Raw genomic sequence first — 22,799 nt, forward strand, 5'->3', positions numbered from 1 at the left:
TTCACGACATCGCAAGGAGTAGCACATGGGTCTGTACGGAGATCAGTTCACGGAGAAGGTGGCGATCGTCACCGGTGCGGGCGGCGGCATCGGCCAGGCCTACGCCGAGGCGATCGCCCGTGAGGGAGCGGCCGTCGTCGTCGCCGACATCAACGTCGAGGGTGCGCAGAAGGTCGCCGACGGTATCAAGGGTGAGGGCGGCAACGCCCTCGCTGTGCGGGTGGACGTCAGCGATCCGGAATCCGCCAAGGAGATGGCAGCGCAGACGCTTTCGGAGTTCGGCGGGATCGACTACCTGGTGAACAACGCGGCGATCTTCGGTGGCATGAAGCTGGACTTCCTCATCACCGTCGACTGGGACTACTACAAGAAGTTCATGAGCGTGAACATGGACGGCGCGCTGGTCTGCACCCGCGCGGTGTACCGCAAGATGGCCAAGCGCGGTGGTGGAGCGATCGTCAACCAGTCGTCGACGGCGGCGTGGCTGTACTCGAACTTCTACGGACTCGCGAAGGTCGGTATCAACGGCCTGACCCAGCAGTTGGCCACCGAGCTCGGCGGCCAGAACATCCGCGTCAACGCCATCGCACCCGGCCCGATCGACACCGAGGCCAACCGGACCACCACCCCGCAGGAGATGGTCGCCGACATCGTGAAGGGCATTCCGCTGTCGCGGATGGGTGAGGTCGACGATCTGACCGGGATGTGCCTGTTCCTGCTCTCCGATCAGGCCAAGTGGGTGACCGGTCAGATCTTCAACGTCGACGGCGGACAGATCATTCGATGAGCGACCACGTGAAGCTGGGCTATATCGGCCTCGGCAATCAGGGCTTGCCGATGGCCAAGCGGCTGGTCGACTGGCCCGGTGGACTCGTGGTCTTCGACGTCCGCACCGAGGCGATGACACCGCTGGCGGAACTCGGTGCCTCGCTGGCCGACAGCGTGGCGGACGTCGCCACGGCGGACGTCATCAGCGTCACCGTGCTGAACGACGCGCAGGTGCGCGACGTCGTCGCCGAACTCGCCGAGCACGCCGAGCCCGGCACCGTCATCGCGATCCACTCGACCATCGAACCCGATACCGCAGCCGAACTGGCCGACCGATTGCGGCCCAAGGGGATCCACGTCGTCGACGCACCGGTGAGTGGTGGTGCCGGCGCCGCCGACAAGGGTGAGCTGGCTGTCATGGTCGGAGCCGACGACGAGGCCTACGAGCGCGTCAAGCCGGTGTTCAAGCAGTGGGCCTCGATGGTCGTCCGGGCCGGCGAACCGGGCGCGGGAACCCGGATGAAGATCGCGCGCAACATGCTGACCTTCATCGGCTTCACCGCTGCTTGCGAGGCGTCCAGGCTCGCCGAGGCCGCGGGCATCGACCTGCAGAAGCTGGGCCGGGTGGTGCGCCATAGCGACGCCCAGAGCGGTGGTCCCGGCGCGATCATGGTTCGCGACGACACGAAACCCCTGGCGCCGGATCACTTCGTGCACGACATGTTCGTCCACACCAGGGGGCTGGCCGAGAAGGACCTCGCGCTGGCGCTCGCGCTCGGGGAGGCCACCGGAGTGGAACTTCCCCTTGCGGAGATCGCGCTACGAGACCTGGCCGCCGGACTCGGTGTGCCCCACACCACGTCGACGACGAAGGAGTAGTCCCGATGGACGAGCTGCGCCGCAAGGGCTTGCAGAAGATGAACGAGGTCTACGGCTGGGAGATGCCGAACGTCGAGGGCGATCCGTTCTTCGACCTGACCGTGGACCACCTCTTCGGGACCATCTGGAACCGGCCGGGCCTGTCGATGCGGGACAAGCGCATCATGACGCTCACCGCGGTCGCCGCACTCGGCAACTCCGACCTCGCCGAGATCCAGGCCAATGCGGCACTGCACAACGACGAGCTCACCGGTGAGGAACTCAAGGAGATGGCCGTCTTCCTGACGCAGTACCTCGGCTTCCCGCTGGGCTCGAAGCTCGACGGCGCGGTGAGCAAGGTCGTCAAGAAGCGCAGGAAGGCGGCCGAACGCGGCGAGGGTGAGGACAAGAAGGCCAACGTCAACGCCGCCGTGCAGATGCACTCGGGAGGCTCGGTCCATGACGAGTAGGTACGCCGCGCTGTCACGCGAGGAGCTCGCCACCCTGGTGCCGGAGCTACTGCTGATCGGCCAGCTGATCGACCGCTCCGGAATGGCCTGGTGCATATCGTCGTTCGGCCGCGCGGAGATGCTTCAGATCGCGATCGAGGAGTGGGCGGCGTCCAGCCCGCTGTACACGAGGCGGATGCAGAAGGCGCTGAAGTACGAGGGCGTCGACATCTTCACGCTCTTCAAGGGGCTGCAGCTGGACATCGGCGCGCCCCCGCAGTTCATGGACTTCCGCTACGTCGTGCACGATCGCTGGCACGGCGAGTTCTTTCTGAACCACTGTGGCGCCCTGCTCGACGTCGAGCCGATGGGCGACGACTACGTCAAGGGCATGTGCCACGACATCGAGGACCCGACGTTCGACGCCACCGCCTTGGCCACCAACCGCAAGGCTCAGGTGCGGCCCATCCACCGCCCGCCCAGGACGCCGTCGGATCAGCACCCGCACTGCCGGTGGACGGTCATCATCGACGAGTCCTATCCGGAGGTGCCGTTCATCCCGGAAATGGACATCGTCGCCGCGACCAACGCCCATGCGTGCGAGCTCGATGCGATCGACCCGAATGACGAAGGGATGGCGGACTATTCGGGTGAGCTGCTCGCCGACATCGACTTCGGCGCGTTCTCCCACTCGGCGCTGGTCCGGATCGCCGACGAGGTCTGCATTCAGATGCACCTGCTGGTGAAGTCGTTCACCATCGCGGTCGAGAAGCGCGCCAAGGACGACGCGGCACTCGCGCGGTCGATTCGCACCAAGCAGCTGATCGGTATCGCGGGCGTCGCCGCGGAGCGGATCCATCGGGCGCTCAAGCTCTCCAGTGACGCGAAGGGCGCGCTGCGAGTCCTCGAACTGCACCCGCTGCTCAACCCGGCGGCGTACGTGTCGGCCGACGTCGACCCCGACTTCGTGCACGTGCGGAGGTCGCCGGCATACGAGGACGGGTCGTGGATCTCGCTGGTGTCGCCGGTGGCCGACGCCCCGCTGCAGGCGATCGTTCAGGCTGTGGACCCGCATCTGCGGGCCGAGGTGTCCGGTACCGAGACCGACTGGACCGTGCGCGTCATCGAGACCGATACCGCCGCCAAGGTGCTGCCGGAGGTCGAGGTGTGCAAGTTCAGCGGTGGCGCGTCCTGGGTGTTCGAGGACCGCAAGTCGCTGCCGCTGACCGTGGTCTGACGTCAGACCGACGGGCTGGGCTTCGCGGTGAGTACCGCTGAACCCACCCACCGCCGCAGGTAGGCGCGCTGTTCGGTGGGACTGCGCGGCGGCCGGCCGGGGTCGAGTACGAACGACTGGATGATGCGCAGCAGGTGTTCGGCGAACTCGTCGAGATCGGCGTCGGTGTAGCCGAGCGCACCCCAGTCGACGTCGAAACGGCGCAGCATCGCGTTGGCGAACTGCAGCGCCACCTCCGACGTCACCGACGCGATGTGCTCGCCGGCCTGTCCCGGCGCCACCAGCAAGCCGATGTGCTTGTCCTTGGGCAGCCACTCGAGTGCCGTCGCGATGGCCTCCGCCACCGCGTCCACCGGATCGGTGATGCCCTGCATGTGGGTGGCCATGCGCTCGAGGAAGTCGCCGGCGGCGTGCACGGCCGCGGCGACCAGCAGCGCATCGGTGCTCGGGAAGTAGCGGTACACGGTCTGCCTGGTGACTCCGAGCGTGCGGGCGACGTCGGCGATGCTGAAATCGGCGCCGCGCTCGTCGATGACGTTGCCCGCCGCCGTCAGGATCCTCACGACGGCCTCGTCATCGGTTGCGGGGGCCGAGCCCGACCAGCCGTGGGTGCGCACCAGCGAATGGTACCCGGGGCCCCACCTCAGCTGCGGTAGGCGACGGGCAGGTCCTTGACGCCGTTGATCCAGCCCGACCGAAGCCGTTGCGGCTCGCCGAGTTTCGCGATGTCGGGGATCTGATTGGCGAGTTCGTCGAAGATCAGCCGGATCTCCATGCGGGCCAGGTTGGCACCGATGCAGAAGTGCGCACCGTTGCCGCCGAAACTCAAGTGCGGGTTGGGATTGCGCGTCACGTCGAAGTCGAATGGTCGCTCGAAGACGTCCTCGTCGAAGTTCGCCGAACTGTAGAACAGGCCGACGCGCTGGCCCGCCTTGACCGTGACGCCGCCCAGGTCGACGTCCTCCAGTGCCGTGCGCTGGAAGCAGTGCACCGGCGTCGCCCAGCGGATGATCTCGTCGACGGCGGTCGCCGGCCGGTCGCGCTTGAACAACTCCCACTGGTCGGGGTGGTCGAAGAACGCGTTCATGCCGTGTGTCATGGCGTTACGCGTGGTCTCGTTACCCGCGACCGCTAGCAGGATGACGAAGAACGCGAACTCGATATCGGTCATTGCCTCCCCGGCTTCACCCTCGATGCCGGCCTGCACGAGCCGCGTGACGATGTCGTCGGCGGGACAGCGGCGCCGCTCCTCGGCCATGTTGTACGCGTAGCCCATCAGTTCGGCGTTGGCGACGGTCGGATCGGAGTCGAAATCCGGGTCGTCGGTGTTCATGATGCAGTTGGTCCAGTGGAACAACCTCTCGCGGTCCGCCTCCGGCACCCCGATCAGATCCGCGATCGCCTGCAGCGGCAACGGCATCGCGATGTCGTCGACGAAGTTCCCGCTGTCCTTTTCCGCTGCTGCTCTGACGATTTCGCGGGCCGAGACCGCGAGTGTCTCCTCGAGTGACGCCACCGCACGGGGGGTGAACAGTCGTGACACGATCTTGCGCAGCCGGGTGTGCTCCGGTGCGTCGTGGTTGAGCAGCAATGCCTTGGTGAGATCCAGCTGCTCGGCTGTCACACCGTCGGGCAGGCGCATGACCGCGCCCTTGGCGTTGGTCGACCACAGGTTCCCGTCGCGCGAGATCGCCTTGATGTCCGCGTGCCGGCTGATCACCCAGTAGCCGCCGTCGTCGAAGATCGACTCGGCCTGCCCGTTCCACCAGACCGGCGCGGTCCTGCGCAGCTGGGCGAACTCGGTGACCGGGATGCCCCTGAGGAGGACGTCGGGGTCGGTGAAGTCGTACCCGTTGCCGAAGGGACAGCCCTGCATCGTCGTCATATTCAGACCATACACCGGAGCTTCAAGTGTATGCCCGACGATCAGGCGTTAGGGTCTTTCCCGTGCACGTCCTCGTGATCGGATCCGGTGCCCGTGAACACGCGCTGCTGCTCGCGCTGCGGCGCGACCCCGAGGTCGACGGTCTGTCCGTTGCGCCCGGCAACGCGGGCACGTCGGCCGTCGCCGACCAGTACGACGTGGACGTCACGTCCTCCGGCGCCGTTGTCGCGCTGGCCCGGCGCGTCGGCGCCGACCTCGTCGTCATCGGCCCCGAGGTGCCGTTGGTGCTCGGTGTGGCCGACGCCGTTCGGGCTGCGGGCATCGCGTGCTTCGGTCCCTCGAAGGATGCCGCCAGGATCGAGGGCTCCAAGGCCTTCGCCAAGGACGTCATGGACGCCGCCGGGGTGCGCACCGCCGCCAGCGAGATCGTCGACAACCCCGCTCGCCTCGATGCGGCGCTCGACCGGTTCGGTCCGGCCGCCGGCCAGCGCGCCTGGGTGGTGAAGGACGACGGGCTGGCCGCGGGCAAGGGTGTCGTCGTCAGCGATGACCGCGACGTCGCTCGCGCGCACGCCGCCAGCCTGCTGGACTCGGGTCACCCGGTACTCCTCGAATCGTTCCTCGACGGCCCCGAGGTGTCGCTCTTCTGCGTCGTCGACGGCGAGACCGTCGTGCCGCTACTGCCCGCGCAGGACTTCAAGCGCGTCGGCGACCACGACACCGGACCCAACACCGGTGGCATGGGGGCGTACGCCCCGCTGTCGTGGCTGCCGGAGTCGGCGGTGCGGTCCATCGTTACCGATGTCGTGGAACCCGTTGCGGCTGAGCTGGTTCGGCGCGGCAGCTCGTTCAGCGGGCTGCTATACGCCGGGCTGGCGATCACGTCCGACGGCCCGGCGGTCGTCGAGTTCAACTGCCGCTTCGGCGATCCCGAGACGCAAGCGGTCCTCGCCCTGCTCGACACACCGCTGGGCGGCCTGCTGCGTGCGGCCGCCACCGGTGAACTCGCCGCGCAGCCTCCGCTGCACTGGCGCGACGGTGCGGCCGTCACGGTGGTGGTGGCCGCGGAGAACTACCCCGGCAGGCCGCGCGTCGGGGACGTCATCGTCGGTGCCGAACTCGAGGGCGTGCTGCACGCGGGGACGTCCCGGCGCGACGACGGCAGCGTGGTCTCCGCGGGTGGCCGCGTGCTGTCGGTCGTCGGAACCGGAGCCGACCTGACCGCCGCGAGGGCCGCGGCCTACGCCGTGCTGGACTCGATTCGATTGCCCGGCAGTCACTTCCGCACCGACATCGGATTGGCGGCCGCCGAGGGCGAGATCTCGATCTAGCGCACCAGTAGCGGTGCCAGCCAGCTGATCTCGGCAGGCAGCTGGCTGCTCCAGAACGCGCCGTCGTGACCGCCGGGGGAGAACCCACCCGCGGGCGGCGTCGGCAACTGCGCGATGTACTGCTTGGTGGCCGAGTAGAACGGATCGCCGTCGCCGCAGTCGATTCGGATCGGAATCGACGCCAGCGCAGGCAATCCCCACACGCTGTTGGCCTCGTAATCGGCGGACCCGTCGAACGCGCCGGGTGCGGCGGCACCCGGCGACGTCCACAACGCCGGGCTGACCGCGCAGATCGCGGCGGTCCGGGCGGGACCCAGTCGCGCGCCCAGTAGGAGTGCGCCGTAGCCGCCCATCGACCAGCCGAGGAAACCGACACGCGACGTGTCGAGGCCCTGCTCGCTCAGCATGGGGATGAGCTCGTCGAGCACCATCGCACCCGAATCCTCGCCCGAGGATCGCTGGTGCCAGTAGCTGCCGCCGCCGTCGACCGCGACGACCGCGAACGGCGGAAGACCCGCTGCCACCGCCTGGGCGAGTCCCTGCTCGACCCCGCCCGCCATCACCGTGGAGGCGTCGGAACCCTTGCCGTGCAGTGCGATGACGGGTCGCAGCGGTGTCGTCTGGCCGGGCGGGCGCGCGATCGCCCAGTTGGTGTCGACGCCACCACGCGCCGCCGACACGAACGAACCGGTGACGTAGGTCGGTGCCGGAGCCGCCACCGGCTCGAGCGGTGCGGGCGGCGCCAGCGGTGCGCCCACTCCCGTCATCGCGACCGGGGGTGCGGATTTCGGTGCCGGCTGGAGCAACGTCGTGCCGATCGCGTAGGCACCCGCGGCGCCGAGGGCGGCTCCCGCACCGAGACGCAGCACGGCCCGTCGGCTCACGGTCTCTGGCATGGGCGCCATCATGCCATCGGGAATCGTCGGCTCCTCCGGCACGCCGCGTCGGCGTCAAACGACGACTTTTCTGTGTACTGCCTTAACCTTCGCCGAAACCCCGATCTTGCAGCGCCTTTGCTGGCAGCATGCAATGCGTGACGGCAGCGGTCACTCCCAAGGGAGAGCGACGACGGTACGCGCTCGTGAGCGCGGCGGCCGATCTGTTGTGCGAGGGCGGCTTCGACGCCGTTCGGCACCGCGCCGTCGCGCGCCGGGCCGGTCTTCCGCTGGCGTCCACGACGTACTACTTCTCCTCGTTGGACGACCTCATCGCCAAAGCCGTCGAGCACGTGGGTATCCGCGAGGGACAACAACTTCGCGAGCGAGTCGACACTCTGTCCCGGCGTCGCCGCGGCGCGGAGTCCACGGCCGACGTCCTCGTCGACCTCCTCGTCGGCGACGGTCCCGGAACCACGATGTCCGAACAGCTCATCTCGCGGTACGAGCGCTACATCGCGTGCGCCCGTCAGCCAGGTCTGCGCGACGCGCAGCGCCGCATCATGAAACAGCGTTCCGACGCCGTCTTCGAAGTGGTCGAACGATCGGGTCGCGCGGTGCGTACCGAGCTGCTCACCGCGTTGGTCTGCGCGGTCGACGGAGCCGTCGTCGCCGCACTCGTCGGCGTCGGGGAGGGGCCGCGCGCGACGGCACGGGCGACGCTCGTCGACGTCATCGACGTGCTCGCGCCGTACGACGGAGTTTGACCACGGCGGGGAGGGGCTACCGTCGAGCGCATGAATCTGTCGAACGTGCTCGACGCGGCGCTGGATCGGTCCGTGGTGCTCGGCTACACCAGGATCGGCTCGGGCCTGCGCCGTCGATGGTGGCCCGCCGACCCACCCGCGGGCGCACTCGAGGTTAAGCGCGTCCTCGTCACCGGTGCGACGTCCGGACTCGGCGAGGCCATGGCGAAGTCCTTCGCCGAACTCGGCGCGACAGTGCACCTGCTGGGCCGCAACATCGCCAAGGTGAAGACTTCGGCCGATGCGATCCGCGCGGCGGTGCCCGGCGCCGTTGTCGTCGAGGAGGTCTGCGACGTCGGTGACCTCGACGCGGTACGCGCCTGGACCGACGATTTCACCGGTCGCGTCGACTCGCTGGACGGACTGGTGCACAACGCGGGGGCGATGCCCAAGACGCGTGCGGAGACCGCGCAGGGTCACGAGACACAGCTGGCGTGCCACGTGCTGGGACCGCATCTGATCACCGATCGCCTGCTCACCGCCCTGCGCAACGCCGAGGGCGCCCAGGTGGTGTTCGTGTCGTCGGGCGGCATGTACACCGCGCCGCTGAGCGCCGCCGACCTCGAGTCCGAGCGCGGCGAGTACGACGGCGTGAAGGTCTACGCACGCACCAAGCGCATGCAGGTGGTGCTCGCGAACGCGTGGGCGGAACGCTTGGCGAGCACCGGAGTCCGCGTGGCGAGCATGCACCCCGGCTGGGCCGAGACGCCGGGCGTGACCGAGTCGCTTCCCACGTTCGACAAGGTCATGCGGCCGCTGCTGCGCACCGCCGCCGACGGCGCCGACACGGCGGTGTGGCTCGTCGCCACCCGGCCGGCGTCGCGGCCGCCGCACTTCTGGCACGACCGCGCGCAGCGGCCGACCACATTCGGTTGGCAGCGCGGGCAGGATGCGGGCGAGGTCGCGCGGTTTCTCGACGAGGTCTCGGCGGCAACGGACACCTCCCGGAATTGGGTTGAGCTGCGCGATTGATGGGTAGTCACCGGCGGATGCTGACCAGGGAGGCGTGATGGCCGAATCGGCGACGGTGGAGAAACAGCCCGAACTCAAGAGGGTGATGGGCCCCGGCCTTCTGCTGCTCTTCGTTGTCGGCGACATCCTCGGCACCGGCGTCTACGCCCTCACGGGTGACGTCGCAGCCGAGGTCGGTGGGGCGGCGTGGCTGCCGTTCCTGGTGGCGTTCCTGATCGCCACGGTCACCGCCTTCAGCTACCTGGAACTCGTCACCAAGTATCCCCAGGCCGCGGGCGCAGCCCTCTACGCGCACAAGGCGTTCGGCATCCACTTCGTGACGTTCCTGGTGGCCTTCGTCGTGATGTGCTCGGGTATCACGTCGGCGTCCACGGCGTCGCAGGTCTTCGGGCTGAACTTCCTCAAGGGCTTCGGTCTGGAGGACACCTGGGGCACGGCGGGTGTCATGGCCATCGCCCTGCTGTTCATGCTGATGCTGGCTCTGGTGAACTTCCGCGGCGTCGGCGAGAGTGTGAAGCTCAACGTGGTCCTCACCGTCATCGAGATCTCCGGCCTGCTGCTGGTGCTCGGCGTCGGGCTGTGGGCGTTCACCGGCGGCGGCGACGTCGACTTCTCGCGGGTGGTCGCATTCGACACGCCGGATGACAAGAACGCCTTCCTCGCCGTGACCGCCGCGACGTCCCTGGCGTTCTTCGCGATGGTGGGCTTCGAGGACTCCGTGAACATGGCCGAGGAGACCAAGGATCCCGTGAAGGTCTTCCCCAAGGTGCTGCTGGGTGGGCTGTCGATTGCAGGACTCGTGTACGTGCTGGTGTCGATCGTCGCGGTGGCACTGGTGCCCGTCGGGGAACTCGAGGCGAGCAGCACGCCGCTGGTCGAGGTGGTCAAGGCCGGTGCCCCCAACCTGCCGATCGACTCGATCCTGCCGTTCATCACGATCTTCGCGGTGGCGAACACGGCGCTCATCAACATGCTGATGGCCAGTCGGCTGATCTACGGCATGGCCCGCCAGCACGTGCTTCCCCCGGTGCTCGGCACGGTCCACCCGACGCGGCAGTCGCCGTGGGTGGCCATCGCGTTCACGACGATCATCGCGTTCGGGCTCATCATCTACGTGTCCGCGGTGGCCAGCGAGGACACCGTCAAGATCCTGGCGGGCACCACCTCGCTGCTACTGCTCGCGGTCTTCGCCGTGGTCAACGTCGCCGTGCTCGTGCTGCGGCGCGACGTGCGCAAGACCGGCGGGCACTTCACGACGCCGACGGTGCTGCCCGTAATCGGCTTCATCGCGTCGGCCTACCTGGTGCTCCCGTTCTCCGGCAGGCCCTCCACCCAGTACCTACTCGCAGGCATCCTCATCGTGGTCGGCGCCGTGCTCTTCTTCGTCACGAAGCTGATCAACAAGCAACTCGGCGTGAAGACCGCCGGCCTTTCCGATCCGACGCAGCTGGGTGAGGCGCCCTAGCCCTGGAGCTTCTCCAATCGATTGCGCAACAGCTCGATTCGATGCGCGTTGCCCTCGAGTTCGAGATACCGCTCGCCGTAGATCTTCAGCAGCGCGTCATCGAGCCGTCGCACCGCGCCTGCCGGAAAGCGGTATGCCAGAGCCTTATTCACCGCGTCCTCGTCCACGGTGTCGAGGAGCCGAGTCAGCGCGTCGAGCGTCGTGATGTCGAGTTCCGCCAACAGCCCGGCAATCCAGCCGTAGTGATCGGTGCGCGACCAGCCCGCGTCGGTGTAGCGCCCACCGAGGAACGTCGCCAGCACCGGCGTCGGGATCCGTCGGTCCGCACTCCAGCCGCTGTCATCCTGGGTCACGGTGCTGCGCAGGCGTTCTCGGATCGCGGTGAACTCGGTGTCGGCGAGTTCGAGCAGGCCCGCCGCGAGGGTGAACCGGCGATCCAGATCGGGGACGTGCTCGCGCGGGATCGACCCCTTGTAGCGGATGTCGTGCTCGAACTCCGCCCAGGCGTGCTGTAGCACCGTGCGCACCTGGATGGATGCGGGCTGCCGTTCGCCCTCGACGCCGACGATGAGGTGGCGGCTGGCGTATCCCCAGCGGCCCTCTCTCGCGGTCTCCAGGCCCATGTCGCGGTCGTCGATGAGGGTCATCTCGTCGGCCAGCAGATTGGCCACCGCGCCGACATCCTCACGGACGTAGGTGATGACGCGCAGCCCCACCTGGTCGGTGATCTCGCTGAGCGGGTTGGTGTACAGGGGCTCACCGGTTTTCATGCGGCGCTCGGCTTTCGCGGCGAACGACTCGACGGTCTTGGTGCGCGCGGTGATGCTGAGGTAGTTGATACCCGCTTCGTCGAGCAGGTTGGTGACCAGTTGGAGGTAGTGGTCGGTGGCGGTGACGAGTGAGGGCCTGCGCTGCGCGTACTCCGCGACGGCTTCCGACGGATCGTGCTTCGTCGTCTGCTGTGGGCGCGTCGGGGGCTTGGGCGCCTTCCGCGGGACGCGGTCGGCGGGCAGCGACGGCGTGACGATGGCGCCCGAGGCGAACTCCCCGTAGATGGTCACGTCCTCGGGTCGGGTGTCCCAGAACAGCGCGACGTACGCGCACAGCACGGCGTCGACGAGGTCCTCGTCGCGGTCGAGTTGCACCGGGCGCGTCGCGGCCTCGATGCGTCTGCGCAATTCGACCCAGGTGACGCTGCGGTTGGCGCGCAGCCGCGGTGTCGCGCGGTCGAGGTCATCGATGTGGGTCATCAGCTTCAGCAGCTCGCGCTGGCGGTCCTCGAAGGCGCCGCGCTTGTACTTCAGGGTCTTCTCGAGGCCGAAGAGGACGACGGCCGCGGCGTGCGGGTAGACCTCGATGGCACGCCGCGGAGAGCCCGAGCCGGCGTTCAGGTCGAGGTCGAGCAGCTTGGCGATGCGCGCCCCGCGGGGATGCTTGAACTCGGGCTTCTCGTTGAACGCGGGGCGGGCGCCGGCGTCGAAGCGCTGGAAGTCGCGGTTGAGCGTCTTCTCGGCGGGCCGGTGGCCGGTGGCGTTCGGCACTATCAGCGGTGCGTCGATGGCGACGATGCACTCGCCCTCGACAAAAGGGGAGATCGCGGCGGTGATGCTCTCGTCGTCGGTGGCGCTGCCGACGTAGTGCAGCTTCCCGTCGGCGTCGACGACCGCGACTCCGGTCTGATTGCGCTCACCCCACGCGAGGTCCAGACCGACGAAGTACATGGGTCCAGCCTGCCTTAGGTGTCGCCGTAAGCTGTGTATTCGTGACAATCCCGAATGTCCTGGCCCATCGCTACGCCAGCGACGAGATGAAGGCGATCTGGTCACCCGAAGCGAAGATCGTCTTGGAACGCCGCCTCTGGCTGGCGGTGCTGCGAGCCCAGGCCGAGCTCGGGGTGGCCGTGCCCTCCGGCGTGGTAGAGGACTACGAGGCCGTGCTGGAGGACGTCGACCTGGCGTCGATCGCCGCGCGTGAGCGTGTGACCCGCCACGACGTCAAGGCCCGCATCGAGGAGTTCAACGCGCTGGCCGGCCACGAGCACGTGCACAAGGGGATGACGAGCCGCGACCTCACCGAGAACGTCGAGCAACTGCAGATCCGGCAGTCGCTGGAGCTGGTGCACGCGCACGGCGTGGCGGTGGTGGCACGGCTGGCGGCGCGTGCGGTGGAGTACCGCGACCTGGTGATGGCCGGGAGGTCGCACAACGTCGCCGCACAGGCCACGACCTTGGGCAAGCGGTTCGCATCCGCGGCCGAGGAGACGATGCTGGCGCTGATCCGGCTGGCCGAGCTGATCAACCGTTACCCGCTGCGCGGTATCAAGGGGCCGATGGGCACGGCTCAGGACATGCTCGACCTCTTCGACGGGGATGCGTCGAAGCTGGATTCGCTGGAGCGCCGGGTCGCCGAATTCCTGGGATTCCAAGTGGTTTTCACGTCGGTCGGCCAGGTGTACCCGCGGTCGCTGGATCACGACGTGGTGTCGGCGCTGGTGCAGCTGGGGGCGGGGCCGTCGTCGTTCGCGCACACGATTCGGCTGATGGCCGGGCACGAACTCGTCACCGAGGGCTTCGCGCCGGGGCAGGTCGGATCGTCGGCGATGCCGCACAAGATGAACACCCGGTCGTGCGAGCGCGTGAACGGGTTGCAGGTGGTGCTGCGCGGTTACGCGTCGATGGCCGCGGAACTGGCTGGCGCGCAGTGGAACGAGGGTGACGTGTTCTGCTCGGTGGTGCGTCGCGTCGCGCTGCCGGACGCGTTCTTCGCCGTCGACGGGCAGATCGAGACGTTCCTGACCGTGCTCGACGAATTCGGCGCGTACCCCGCGGTGATTCAGCGCGAATTGGACCGCTACCTGCCGTTCCTCGCGACGACGCGGATCCTGATCGCCGCCGTGCGAGCGGGGGTCGGCCGCGAGACGGCGCACGAGGTGATCAAGGAGCACGCCGTCGCCGTGGCACTGGCGATGCGCGAAAAGGGTTCGGAGCCCGACCTTCTCGATCGGTTGGCCGCCGATCCGCGACTTCCGCTGGACCGGGCGGCGTTGGACTCGGCGCTAGCGGACAAGGCCGCGTTCAGCGGAGCGGCGTCCTCTCAGGTCGACGGTGTCGCCGCGGCCGTCGAGGGGCTGGTCGCGCAGTACCCCGAGGCGGCCAAGTACACCTCCGGCGCCATCCTGTAGTTGCGATTTGTGCACCCGCGGGAGCGCTCACCGCTCCTTAACGTGCACGAATCTCTGCGATGACGCGGTCCTCGTACTGAGTGAGGTCTATCCACGTGTAGCGGAACACCCGGTAGCGGGCACGGACGAGCGCGTTCTGCTTGATGCGATCCAGTCGGAACGTTTCAGGATCGACGTGGTGCGCCCAGCCGTCGACCTCCACGACGAGTCGGTCGCCTTCGAACAGGAAGTCGACCTCCCAGCCGAGCAGCTTCTGGTTGGCCTTCCAGCCGGTGATGCCGGCCTGTCGTAGGAGTTTGGCGAATAGTCGCTCGGCTGCTGATCGCGTGCCCTCTTCGGCTGCTTTCAGGAGCATTCGCGCCCGCGGTGAACCCCACCTCCCCTTGTTGCGAAGGTGAGCTGCCCAGAGCTTCGGTAGGTCGGTATGTCGTTGCAGCGCCTGATCCAGCAGCTGTGGACCGCCGCCGGGTCGCACTGCCGCTTCCACGACTGTGAGTGGTAGCGAGGTCACGCGAAGCCCGTTGTGCTCGACGATGTCGGCCGGCTGTAGGTCGCGTCGCCGAATGTGAATACCGGCTCGACGAATGTGATTGCTCACCCGAGGCACAGTGACTTCGACGACGTCGGGTGCGAACTTGGTCAGCCCAAGCCACCACGCCGCGGTGAGCCCGGTCGCGACGGCGGTGGCGCCGTTGCTCAGCACCGCGACGCGGACTCGGGCCGCGTCGCTGAACTCACGGTCGGCGACAAAGAATACCCCCCGCCAGCGACGTTGCCAGTGCCCCGACCGAACCAACCTGTCTACGGCGTGTCTGGACAGGCCGCACTTCTGAGCCTGGTCCATTGTGATGACGCCGTCCTGCTTTCGAAGGATGTCATCGAGCACATGTGTTAGGACGCAACCCGTCGCGAAACGGTTCCAAACTGCTGTTCGTGCACACTAGGGAGCGGTGAGCGCTCCTGCGGGTGCACGAATCACGATCTTCGGCGGGCGACCCCGGCGGAGCGGAGCTCCAGGTCGGCGAGGCCGCGGACCGCGATGGCGTCGTCTCGGCGCCAGGCGCTGACGGGGTCGGTCGACACGGCCATCAGCTTCGCCAGCGGCCGGTTGGCCAGCGCGCGCAGCGCGAGCAGCTGCTCGCCCGCGGGGGTGCGCGCCAGCGTGATCGCCGTCCACTTGCGGCGGAAGAACCGCACCCGCAGGTACAGCCACGGCATCGCGACGGCCAGGATCGGCGGCGCCGCGACCGCCAGCGCCAGCACCCACGCCAACCAGGTCGCCGTCGAATCGAGGCTCTGGCCGGCGCCCGCGATATCGCGTGCCGCTTCGCTCGCCGCACGCAGCGGCTTGCTCAGCGCGTCACCGAGCAGCGGCACGTCGTCGACGCTGTCGCCCGCCGAGTTGAGGTTGCCCGACACGCCGTCGGCGCCGGTCTGCACCTGCCTGCCCACCTCGGCGATGGTGGCGATCGCGGCGTGCACCGCCATCCCGACCAGCACCCAGACCGCCGCCCAGACCGCGACGACGATGTCGCTGACGAGTTGCGTGAACAGGCGGCCCGGTGTGGTCGCATAGGGGACGTAGCGAGAACTCATGCAACGATCCCAACAGATAGTCTGACGCGATGCGTCCCGCTTTGACCGACTACCGCTATCTGGCGAGCGGCAAGGTTCGCGAGATCTACCAGATCGACGACGAGCACCTGCTGTTCGTGGCGAGCGACCGGATCTCCGCATTCGACTACGTGCTGGACAGCGAGATCCCCGATAAGGGCCGCATCCTCACGGCGATGAGCGTGTTCTTCTTCGACTTCCTCGAGCGCACCGCGGACACCCGCAACCACCTCGCCGGACCCGCCGACGACGAGCGCATCCCCGAATCGGTGCTCGGCCGCGCGCTGGTGGTGCGCCGGCTCGAGATGCTTCCGGTGGAGTGCGTGGCCCGCGGCTACCTCACCGGGTCGGGCATCATCGACTACCGCGCCACCGGCTCGGTGTGCGGTATCGCGCTGCCCGCCGGACTGACCGAGGCGAGCAAGTTCAGCGAGCCGATCTTCACGCCGGCCACGAAAGCCGAACTGGGACTGCACGATGAGAACATCTCGTACGACGCGGTGGTGGCGTCGGTCGGGGAGAAGCGTGCCGCCGAACTGCGTGACGAGACGTTGCGCATCTACGCAGGCGCCGCCGCGCACGCATCGGAGAAGGGAATCATCATCGCCGACACCAAGTTCGAATTCGGGGTCGACGAGAAGGACGACATCGTGCTGGCCGACGAGGTCTTCACTCCCGACTCGTCGAGGTACTGGCCCGCCGACGGCTATCACGAGGGCGTCGTGCAGCCGAGCTTCGACAAGCAGTTCGTCCGCAACTGGCTCACCGGCCCCGACTCCGGCTGGGATCGCGCTAGCGAGACGCCCCCGCCACCACTGCCGCCGGACATCGTGGCGGCCACCCGCGCCCGTTACATCGAGGCCTACGAACGCATCTCGGGACTCCGGTTCCAGGACTGGATCGGTGCCGCATGACCCCCCAGCCCCCGATCGCCAAGCGCGTCGACCACCGTCGCGAACACCACGGCGACGTCTTCATCGACCCCTACGAGTGGCTGCGCGACAAAGAGAGTCCCGACGTCGCCGCCTACCTCGAGGCCGAGAACGCCTACACCGAGGCGCAGACCGAGGTGTTGGCGCCGCTACGGCAGAAGATCTTCGACGAGATCAAGGCCCGCACCAAGGAGACGGACCTCTCGATCCCCACCCGTCGCGGCGACTGGTGGTACTACGGGCGCAGCTTCGAGGGCAAGCAGTACGGCGTGCAATGCCGTTGTCCGGTGCGCGATCCCGACGACTGGACGCCGCCGGAGCTCGACGAGGACACCGAGATCCCCGGTGAGCAGGTGCTGCTCGATGAGAACGTCGAGGCCGAAGGGCACGAGTTCTTCTCCCTCGGCGCGGCGTCCATCAGCATCGACGGGAACATCCTCGCGTTCTCCGTCGACGTCGTCGGTGACGAGCGATTCACCCTGAAGTTCAAGGACCTTCGCACCGGTGAGTTATACGACGACACCATCGCGGGAATCGGCGCGGGGGTGACCTGGGCCGCCGACAACCGGACGGTCTACTACATCACCCTCGACGACGCGTGGCGCCCCGACACCGTGTGGCGCCACCGCATCGGCTCCGGCCTGCCCGCCGAGAAGGTGTACCACGAAGCCGACCAGCGCTTCTACGTCGCGGCGGGCCGCACGCGCAGCAACAAGTACGTCGTCATCGCCGCCAACAGCTCCGTCACCAGCGAGGTGTTCTACGGCGACGCCGCCAACCCCGACACCACGTTCACGTCGATCCTGCCGCGACGCGAGCTGGTGGAGTACTCCGCCGATCACGTGGTCGTCGGCGGTGAGGACCGTTTCCTGATCCTGCACAACGACGGTGCTGAGAACTTCACCCTCGTCGAGGCGCCCGTCAGTGATCCGACGGCGTTCCGCACGCTGATCCCGCACCGCGAGGACGTCCGCCTCGACGCGGTCGACACGTTCGCCACCCACATCGTCGTCAGCTACCGCAGTGAGGCGCTTCCGCGCATCCAACTGTGGCCGATCTACGCCGACGGCAACTACGGGCATCCCGAGGACATCACCTTCGACACCGAGTTGACGTCGTGCGGCCTCTCCGCGAACCCGAACTGGTCGGCACCGCGTCTGCGGGTGGGGACGACGTCGTTCGTGGTGCCCGTCCGCATCTACGACATCGTCCTGACGACCGGTGAGCGGATCCTGCTCAAGGAGCAGCCCGTCCTCGGCGATTACCGGCCCGAGGAGTACGTCGAGCGGCGTGACTGGGCCGAGGCCCTCGATGGTGCGCGCGTCCCGATCTCGATCATCCACCGCGCGGGACTTCAGTTCCCGGCGCCGACGCTGATCTACGGATACGGCTCCTACGAGTCGTGCGAGGACCCGCGCTTCTCGATCGCCCGGCTGTCGCTGCTGGACCGCGGCATGGTGTTCGTCATCGCCCACGTGCGCGGCGGCGGGGAGCTCGGCAGGCCGTGGTACGAGCAGGGGAAGCTGCTGGAGAAGCGCAACTCGTTCACCGACTTCATCGCCGTGGCAGGCCATCTCATCAACGAGGGCGTCACGCGCGCAGAGAACCTCGTCGCCTACGGCGGTAGCGCGGGCGGCCTGCTGGTCGGTGCGGTCGCCAACCTCGCGCCGGAGTTGTTCTCGGGCATCTTGGCCCAGGTGCCGTTCGCCGACGCGCTCACCACGATTCTCGATCCCTCGCTGCCGCTGACGGTCACCGAGTGGGACGAGTGGGGCAACCCGCTCGCCGACGAGGCCGTCTACCACTACATGAAGTCGTACACGCCGTACGAGAACGTCGAAGCCAAGCGCTACCCCGACATCCTTGCGATGACCTCGCTCAACGACACCAGGGTCTACTACGTCGAGCCCGCGAAGTGGGTTGCCGCGCTTCGCCATACCGCGACCGAAGACACCCGTGTCCTGCTGAAGACCGAGATGTCGGCCGGCCACGGCGGGATCAGCGGACGCTACGAGCGCTGGAAGGAAGTGGCATTCCAGTACGCCTGGGTGCTGGCGACCGCGGACCGCGAGAACCACGGCGCCGGCCAGACCGATCACCTGTTCCCCGTCGCGGAGTGAGTGTTAGCGTCGACCCGTGACCGTCAACACCATCGCCCTCACCACGCTCGACGGCAAGGCCACTACGCTGGCCGAGTTGTCCGACGGCGCAACGCTCGTCGTGAACGTCGCGTCCAAGTGCGGGCTCACACCGCAGTACTCCGCCCTGGAGAAGCTGGCGAAGGACTACGGCGACCGCGGTCTGACGGTCGTCGGCGTGCCGTGCAATCAGTTCATGGGCCAGGAACCCGGCACGGCCGAGGAGATCCAGACGTTCTGTTCGTCGACGTACGGGGTCACGTTCCCGTTGCTCGAGAAGACCGACGTCAACGGCGAGGGCAGGCATCCGCTGTACGCCGAATTGACCAAGGCGACCGACGCCGACGGCGAGGCGGGCGACATCCAGTGGAACTTCGAGAAGTTCCTGCTGGCTCCCGGCGGCGAGGTGGTGAACCGATTCCGTCCGCGCACCGAACCCGACGCGCCGGAGGTCATCAGCGCCATCGAGGCCGTACTACCGGGCTGACCACCTCTTTCGGTTTCCACACCGGATCGTCAACTCCCACCCACGTGTCCGACACCTTCTGCACATCTGGCGTTGCCATACTGCCCGCGTGGGAGAACTGATCGTCTCGATCTCGGGAATCGCCGACCGCACGCTCGACGCGGTCGCCGACTTCCGCGCCGACCTGGCCACCCGCAACGTACCCGCGTCGCTGATGGTGGCGCCTCGGCTCAAGGGCGGCTACCGACTGGACACCGACACCAGGACGGTCGACTGGCTGACCGGCCAGCGTTCCTCGGGGGACGCCGTCGTCCTGCACGGGTACGACGAGGCCGCTACCAAGAAGCTGCGCAGCGAGTTCGCCACCCTGCAGGCGCACGAGGCCAACCTGCGGCTGACGGGCGCCGACCGGGTGCTCGAACACCTCGGTCTGCGTACCCGACTGTTCGCCGCGCCGGGCTGGACCGTCTCGCAGGGGACCGTTACCGCACTGCCTCGCAACGGTTTCCGGCTGCTCGCGGGCCTCGCGGGGATCACCGATCTGGTCCGGGACGACACGCTTCGGGCCAGGGTGCTCGGCATCGGCGAGGGCTTCCTGACCGACTCGTGGTGGTGCCGCACGCTGGTGCTGTCCGCCGAGCGGACCGCGCGCCGGTCCGGGACCGTGCGCGTCGCGGTCTCGGCGATGCAGCTGCGGAAGCCCGGCCCGCGCCAGGCCGTCCTCGACGCCGTCGACCTGGCGCTGATGCACGGCTGCACACCCGACGTCTACCGCTGGGAGCCGCAGCGCGCGTTGACGGACGCCGCCTGACGGCTACCGTGGCGGCATGGCTGATACCGGAGCCGCCCCGGCGGCGACATCCAGCGCTGATGTCATCGTCGTCGGAGCGGGACTCGCGGGACTGGTCGCAGCCTGCGAGGTGATCGACGCCGGACGTTCGGTCCTCATCGTCGACCAGGAGAACGCCGCCAACATCGGTGGTCAGGCGTTCTGGTCGTTCGGCGGACTGTTCCTCGTCGACAGCCCCGAGCAGCGCCGGCTCGGCATCCGCGACAGCCACGAACTCGCGCTGCAGGACTGGCTCGGCACCGCGGGATTCGACCGGCCCGAGGACCACTGGCCGCGGCAGTGGGCGCACGCCTACGTGGACTTCGCCGCCGGTGAGAAGCGCAGCTACCTGCGCGAGCGCGGACTGCGGACGTTCGCGCTGGTCGGCTGGGCCGAACGCGGGGGCTACGGCGCCAACGGGCACGGCAACTCGGTGCCGCGCTTCCACATCACGTGGGGCACCGGCCCGGCCATCGTCGACGTGTTCGCCCGCAGGCTGCTGGACCATCCGCGGGTGCGGTTCGCCAACCGGCACCGCGTCGATGAACTGATCACCGAGGCCGGCGCGGTCACCGGGGTGCGCGGCGCCGTCCTCGAGCCGACCGACGTCGCGCGCGGGGTGGCATCGTCGCGAACCGCTATAGCCGACTTCGAGTTCCGCGCCCAGGCGGTGATCGTCGCCAGCGGCGGCATCGGCGGCAACCACGACCTGGTGCGGGCCAACTGGCCCGAGCGAATGGGCCCGGTGCCCGGTCAGCTGCTGTCCGGCGTGCCTGAGCACGTCGACGGCCGCATGCTGGGCATCAGCGAGAAGGCCGGTGCCCGTCTCATCAACAGCGACCGCATGTGGCACTACACCGAGGGCATCACCAACTACGACCCGATCTGGCCGAAACACGGCATCCGCATTCTGCCCGGGCCCTCGTCGCTGTGGCTCGATGCGAGCGGAAAGCGTTTGCCCGTACCGCTTTACCCCGGCTTCGACACCCTCGGCACTCTCGAGTACATCGCGAAGACCGGCTACGACTACACCTGGTTCGTATTGAACGCACGCATCATCGCCAAGGAGTTCGGCCTGTCGGGGCAGGAGCAGAACCCGGACCTGACCGGACAGAGCGTGCGCCAGGTGATCGCGCGCATCAAACCGGGCGCGCCCGGTCCCGTGCAGGCCTTCGTCGACCGGGGTGTCGACTTCGTCCATGCGGACTCGCTGCGCGATCTCGTCGCGAAGATGAACGCCGTGCCAGGGGTGGAACCGCTCGACTACGACGTCGTCGAGGCCGAGGTGACGGCGCGCGACCGCGAGGTGGCGAACAAGTACACCAAGGACGGTCAGATCACCGCGATACGCGGCGCGCGCAACTACCTCGCCGACAGGATCAGCCGCGTCGTCGCACCGCACCGCATCACCGATCCGAAGGCCGGTCCGCTGATCGCCGTGAAGCTGCACATCCTGACGCGAAAGTCGCTGGGCGGCATGGAAACCGACCTCGACAGCCGGGTGCTGAGGTCCGACGGCGAAGCCCTGCCGGGGCTCTACGCGGCGGGCGAGGCTGCGGGCTTCGGCGGCGGTGGCGTGCACGGCTACCGCTCGCTGGAGGGCACCTTCCTCGGCGGGTGCGTGTTCAGCGGGCGCGCCGCGGGCCGCGCCGCTGCGCGCGACACCGCATAGGGAACGTCGATCGTCGTCGTCACCGACACCAACTGCGGGGTGGGCGGCGCCGACGAGAAGCCGAAGTGAACGGGCGGCTCGAGCGGTGTGAGACCGCCCAGATCGGCACCGCGGAACGTTCCCGTCGCCGACGCGATGAGCCGCGTGCGTCGCACGCCGTAGTACTCGCGGCGGCCGTGGCCCGCGGTGCCCGCCGTCTGCACACCGGGCACCAACCGGGACGCGATCGGGTTGATGGCGCGCAACCAGATCGGCGCCGCCGCCAGCGGGGCGGGCACCATCCGGAGCAGCCAGTCGAACGGGGCGGGCCCGCCCAGCGTCGCCGACACCTCCAGGCCCGGTGCGGACAGCGTGAAGCCGTCGGCGGTGATCGTCGATGCGACGGGCCCCAGCTCGATGTGATCGAACGTGTAAGTGGCCGTGACGAATTCGGCGACCTCTTCGTTCGGGGCCAGCAGCGTGCGCTGGCCGTCAGCGGCCTCGACCATCACATCGGCGAACGTACCGAGGGGGGACCGCTGCCACGTCCCGATCACCATGCGGACACCCGCGGTGGTACCGAGACCTGCGATGTTGCCGGTGAAGACGAGGCGGTTCATGTCGATATCCCGTCGCTTCGCAACCCCTAGAACTCCGTGCCGTTCTCCTCGGTGAGCACCCGGAAGTCCGTATCGGTCATTTCGGAGAGCCGTCCGTAGTAGATGCCGCGCGCCGCGGGGTCGACGATGCCCTGGTGGATCGGCACGGCGCGGGTGGGCGCGACCGCCCTCAGGTAATCGACGGCCTCCGAGATCTTCATCCACGGCGCCGCTGCCGGGGCCGCCAGCACGTCGACGGGCTCGCCGGGGGTGAACAGGGCGTCACCGGGGTGCATGAGGCGCGCCGGGTGTTCGCCGTCGCCGATCAGGTACGAGATGTTGTCGATCGTCGGGATCTCGGGGTGGATGACGGCGTGGGTGCCGCCGACGCCGCGCACGGTCAGCCCGCCCACGGTGAACCCGTCACCCGCGTGCACGGCCGTCCACGGCTCGCCGAGTTGCGCCGCTGTCATGGGGTCGGCGTACAGCGCGGCCTGCGGGTTCGCCTCCAGCAGGGCGGGCAGTCGGGCGGTGTCCGCGTGGTCGGGGTGCTGGTGGGTGATCAGGATCGCCGACAACCCCGTGATGCCCTCGAAGCCGTGCGAGAAGTTGCCCGGATCGAAGAGCACGGTGGTGTCACCGCCGCTGCCGTCGGGAAAAGCGGCGAGCAGACAGGAGTGGCCGAAATGCGTCAAGTGCATGGCTCCATTGTGCCGCCGGTAGAGTGATCGCCGTCCCGAACT

General features: G+C 68.2%; 22 protein-coding genes and 1 pseudogene. 14 read left to right on the plus strand and 9 right to left on the minus strand.

The features are described from left to right. Window positions 1-25: 25 nt before the first annotated feature. Genes NM203_RS04345 through NM203_RS04360 form a run of 4 tightly spaced genes read left to right on the plus strand, consistent with a single transcriptional unit; the run spans window position 26 to window position 3,312 of the window. Window positions 26-787: an SDR family oxidoreductase gene (locus tag NM203_RS04345; RefSeq protein ID WP_255058454.1), complete on the plus strand. Its 762-nt coding sequence runs from the start codon at window positions 26-28 to the stop codon at window positions 785-787. Then, window positions 784-1,647 (plus strand): NAD(P)-dependent oxidoreductase, encoded by an 864-nt coding sequence (locus NM203_RS04350; protein ID WP_255058455.1) that lies wholly within the window; start codon window positions 784-786, stop codon window positions 1,645-1,647. Before NM203_RS04345 ends, NM203_RS04350 begins: the two co-directional genes overlap by 4 nt. A gap of 5 nt (window positions 1,648-1,652) precedes the next feature. Beyond that, the gene (locus tag NM203_RS04355) at window positions 1,653-2,096 is read left to right on the plus strand and encodes a carboxymuconolactone decarboxylase family protein (RefSeq protein WP_255058456.1); all 444 of its coding nucleotides are present in this window, start codon (window positions 1,653-1,655) and stop codon (window positions 2,094-2,096) included. Next, on the plus strand, window positions 2,086-3,312 hold the full coding sequence (locus NM203_RS04360) for a hypothetical protein (RefSeq protein WP_255058457.1): 1,227 nt from the start codon (window positions 2,086-2,088) through the stop codon (window positions 3,310-3,312). The genes NM203_RS04355 and NM203_RS04360 overlap by 11 nt, the downstream gene beginning before the upstream one ends. Window positions 3,313-3,314: 2 nt before the next feature. On the opposite strand, the gene NM203_RS04365 is transcribed toward NM203_RS04360, so the two are convergent. Together NM203_RS04365 and NM203_RS04370 are read right to left on the minus strand one after the other, a co-directional pair. Further along, window positions 3,315-3,929, minus strand: coding sequence for a TetR/AcrR family transcriptional regulator (locus tag NM203_RS04365; RefSeq protein WP_255058458.1), 615 nt, complete (start codon window positions 3,927-3,929; stop codon window positions 3,315-3,317). A 26-nt stretch (window positions 3,930-3,955) separates the two neighbouring features. Next, window positions 3,956-5,197 carry a cytochrome P450 gene (locus NM203_RS04370; protein ID WP_255058459.1) on the minus strand — a complete coding sequence of 414 codons (1,242 nt, stop codon included), beginning with the start codon at window positions 5,195-5,197 and terminating at the stop codon, window positions 3,956-3,958. Window positions 5,198-5,259: 62 nt separating this feature from the next. Here NM203_RS04370 and purD point away from each other — a divergent pair, with 62 nt between their 5' ends. Beyond that, window positions 5,260-6,528, plus strand: coding sequence for a phosphoribosylamine--glycine ligase (gene purD / locus NM203_RS04375; protein WP_255058460.1), 1,269 nt, complete (start codon window positions 5,260-5,262; stop codon window positions 6,526-6,528). On the opposite strand, the gene NM203_RS04380 is transcribed toward purD, so the two are convergent. After that, window positions 6,525-7,436, minus strand: coding sequence for an alpha/beta hydrolase (locus NM203_RS04380; protein WP_255058461.1), 912 nt, complete (start codon window positions 7,434-7,436; stop codon window positions 6,525-6,527). The two genes, purD and NM203_RS04380, sit on opposite strands and share 4 nt — an antisense overlap. 116 nt (window positions 7,437-7,552) lie before the next feature. Between NM203_RS04380 and NM203_RS04385 the strand changes: the two genes are divergently transcribed. Genes NM203_RS04385 through NM203_RS04395 form a run of 3 tightly spaced genes read left to right on the plus strand, consistent with a single transcriptional unit; the run spans window position 7,553 to window position 10,646 of the window. Beyond that, a complete protein-coding gene (locus NM203_RS04385) occupies window positions 7,553-8,170 on the plus strand; it encodes a TetR/AcrR family transcriptional regulator (RefSeq protein WP_255058462.1) in 618 nt (205 codons plus the stop codon). Window positions 8,171-8,200: 30 nt separating this feature from the next. Next, entirely contained in the window at window positions 8,201-9,181 is a 981-nt protein-coding gene (locus NM203_RS04390) for an SDR family NAD(P)-dependent oxidoreductase (protein ID WP_255058463.1), read from the plus strand. Between the two features lie 37 nt (window positions 9,182-9,218). Further along, entirely contained in the window at window positions 9,219-10,646 is a 1,428-nt protein-coding gene (locus tag NM203_RS04395) for an APC family permease (RefSeq protein ID WP_255058464.1), read from the plus strand. Here NM203_RS04395 and relZ read toward each other — a convergent pair. Continuing rightward, complete coding sequence (relZ, locus tag NM203_RS04400; protein WP_255058465.1) at window positions 10,643-12,367, minus strand: bifunctional ribonuclease/(p)ppGpp synthase; 1,725 nt, start codon at window positions 12,365-12,367, stop codon at window positions 10,643-10,645. The two genes, NM203_RS04395 and relZ, sit on opposite strands and share 4 nt — an antisense overlap. 41 nt (window positions 12,368-12,408) lie before the next feature. Between relZ and purB the strand changes: the two genes are divergently transcribed. Continuing rightward, the gene (gene purB / locus NM203_RS04405) at window positions 12,409-13,827 is read left to right on the plus strand and encodes an adenylosuccinate lyase (RefSeq protein WP_255058466.1); all 1,419 of its coding nucleotides are present in this window, start codon (window positions 12,409-12,411) and stop codon (window positions 13,825-13,827) included. 37 nt (window positions 13,828-13,864) lie between these two features. Here purB and NM203_RS04410 read toward each other — a convergent pair whose 3' ends face one another. From NM203_RS04410 to NM203_RS04415, 3 genes and pseudogenes are all read right to left on the minus strand, one after another. Further along, window positions 13,865-14,530 carry a DUF559 domain-containing protein gene (locus tag NM203_RS04410; protein WP_308212812.1) on the minus strand — a complete coding sequence of 222 codons (666 nt, stop codon included), beginning with the start codon at window positions 14,528-14,530 and terminating at the stop codon, window positions 13,865-13,867. A gap of 60 nt (window positions 14,531-14,590) precedes the next feature. Beyond that, window positions 14,591-14,713 (minus strand): annotated as a pseudogene (locus NM203_RS33285) (type IV toxin-antitoxin system AbiEi family antitoxin domain-containing protein); the annotation flags it as partial. An 89-nt stretch (window positions 14,714-14,802) separates the two neighbouring features. Then, complete coding sequence (locus NM203_RS04415) at window positions 14,803-15,423, minus strand: hypothetical protein (protein ID WP_255058468.1); 621 nt, start codon at window positions 15,421-15,423, stop codon at window positions 14,803-14,805. 29 nt (window positions 15,424-15,452) lie between these two features. Here NM203_RS04415 and NM203_RS04420 point away from each other — a divergent pair, with 29 nt between their 5' ends. From NM203_RS04420 to NM203_RS04440, 5 genes are all read left to right on the plus strand, one after another. After that, window positions 15,453-16,355 carry a phosphoribosylaminoimidazolesuccinocarboxamide synthase gene (locus tag NM203_RS04420; protein WP_255058469.1) on the plus strand — a complete coding sequence of 301 codons (903 nt, stop codon included), beginning with the start codon at window positions 15,453-15,455 and terminating at the stop codon, window positions 16,353-16,355. Further along, window positions 16,352-18,493, plus strand: a complete 2,142-nt coding sequence (locus tag NM203_RS04425; RefSeq protein ID WP_255058470.1) for a S9 family peptidase — start codon at window positions 16,352-16,354, stop codon at window positions 18,491-18,493. The genes NM203_RS04420 and NM203_RS04425 overlap by 4 nt, the downstream gene beginning before the upstream one ends. A 16-nt stretch (window positions 18,494-18,509) precedes the next feature. Beyond that, complete coding sequence (locus NM203_RS04430; protein WP_255058471.1) at window positions 18,510-18,998, plus strand: glutathione peroxidase; 489 nt, start codon at window positions 18,510-18,512, stop codon at window positions 18,996-18,998. A gap of 88 nt (window positions 18,999-19,086) precedes the next feature. After that, window positions 19,087-19,788: a DUF2334 domain-containing protein gene (locus NM203_RS04435; protein ID WP_255058472.1), complete on the plus strand. Its 702-nt coding sequence runs from the start codon at window positions 19,087-19,089 to the stop codon at window positions 19,786-19,788. Between the two features lie 16 nt (window positions 19,789-19,804). After that, a complete protein-coding gene (locus NM203_RS04440) occupies window positions 19,805-21,478 on the plus strand; it encodes an FAD-binding dehydrogenase (protein ID WP_255058473.1) in 1,674 nt (557 codons plus the stop codon). On the opposite strand, the gene NM203_RS04445 is transcribed toward NM203_RS04440, so the two are convergent. Together NM203_RS04445 and NM203_RS04450 are read right to left on the minus strand one after the other, a co-directional pair. Further along, a complete protein-coding gene (locus tag NM203_RS04445; RefSeq protein WP_255058474.1) occupies window positions 21,391-22,077 on the minus strand; it encodes a hypothetical protein in 687 nt (228 codons plus the stop codon). The two genes, NM203_RS04440 and NM203_RS04445, sit on opposite strands and share 88 nt — an antisense overlap. Window positions 22,078-22,103: 26 nt before the next feature. Next, window positions 22,104-22,757, minus strand: a complete 654-nt coding sequence (locus tag NM203_RS04450; protein WP_255058475.1) for an MBL fold metallo-hydrolase — start codon at window positions 22,755-22,757, stop codon at window positions 22,104-22,106. Window positions 22,758-22,799: the final 42 nt, after the last annotated feature.

Origin of the sequence: Mycolicibacterium arenosum, from assembly GCF_024320865.1 — a bacterium.
In the GTDB taxonomy this organism is placed as follows: domain Bacteria; phylum Actinomycetota; class Actinomycetes; order Mycobacteriales; family Mycobacteriaceae; genus Mycobacterium; species Mycobacterium arenosum.

Excerpts from the sequence above, each read along its gene's own strand:
- NM203_RS04345 (WP_255058454.1), top strand. The coding sequence starts at position 26 with ATGGGTCTGTACGGAGATCAGTTCACGGAGAAGGTGGCGATCGTCACC.
- NM203_RS04350 (WP_255058455.1), top strand. The coding sequence starts at position 784 with ATGAGCGACCACGTGAAGCTGGGCTATATCGGCCTCGGCAATCAGGGC.
- NM203_RS04355 (WP_255058456.1), top strand. The coding sequence starts at position 1,653 with ATGGACGAGCTGCGCCGCAAGGGCTTGCAGAAGATGAACGAGGTCTAC.
- NM203_RS04360 (WP_255058457.1), top strand. The coding sequence starts at position 2,086 with ATGACGAGTAGGTACGCCGCGCTGTCACGCGAGGAGCTCGCCACCCTG.
- NM203_RS04370 (WP_255058459.1), bottom strand. The coding sequence starts at position 5,197 with ATGACGACGATGCAGGGCTGTCCCTTCGGCAACGGGTACGACTTCACC.
- NM203_RS04380 (WP_255058461.1), bottom strand. The coding sequence starts at position 7,436 with ATGATGGCGCCCATGCCAGAGACCGTGAGCCGACGGGCCGTGCTGCGT.
- NM203_RS04385 (WP_255058462.1), top strand. The coding sequence starts at position 7,553 with ATGCAATGCGTGACGGCAGCGGTCACTCCCAAGGGAGAGCGACGACGG.
- NM203_RS04390 (WP_255058463.1), top strand. The coding sequence starts at position 8,201 with ATGAATCTGTCGAACGTGCTCGACGCGGCGCTGGATCGGTCCGTGGTG.
- NM203_RS04395 (WP_255058464.1), top strand. The coding sequence starts at position 9,219 with ATGGCCGAATCGGCGACGGTGGAGAAACAGCCCGAACTCAAGAGGGTG.
- relZ (WP_255058465.1), bottom strand. The coding sequence starts at position 12,367 with ATGTACTTCGTCGGTCTGGACCTCGCGTGGGGTGAGCGCAATCAGACC.
- NM203_RS04415 (WP_255058468.1), bottom strand. The coding sequence starts at position 15,423 with ATGAGTTCTCGCTACGTCCCCTATGCGACCACACCGGGCCGCCTGTTC.
- NM203_RS04420 (WP_255058469.1), top strand. The coding sequence starts at position 15,453 with ATGCGTCCCGCTTTGACCGACTACCGCTATCTGGCGAGCGGCAAGGTT.
- NM203_RS04425 (WP_255058470.1), top strand. The coding sequence starts at position 16,352 with ATGACCCCCCAGCCCCCGATCGCCAAGCGCGTCGACCACCGTCGCGAA.
- NM203_RS04440 (WP_255058473.1), top strand. The coding sequence starts at position 19,805 with ATGGCTGATACCGGAGCCGCCCCGGCGGCGACATCCAGCGCTGATGTC.
- NM203_RS04445 (WP_255058474.1), bottom strand. The coding sequence starts at position 22,077 with ATGAACCGCCTCGTCTTCACCGGCAACATCGCAGGTCTCGGTACCACC.
- NM203_RS04450 (WP_255058475.1), bottom strand. The coding sequence starts at position 22,757 with ATGCACTTGACGCATTTCGGCCACTCCTGTCTGCTCGCCGCTTTTCCC.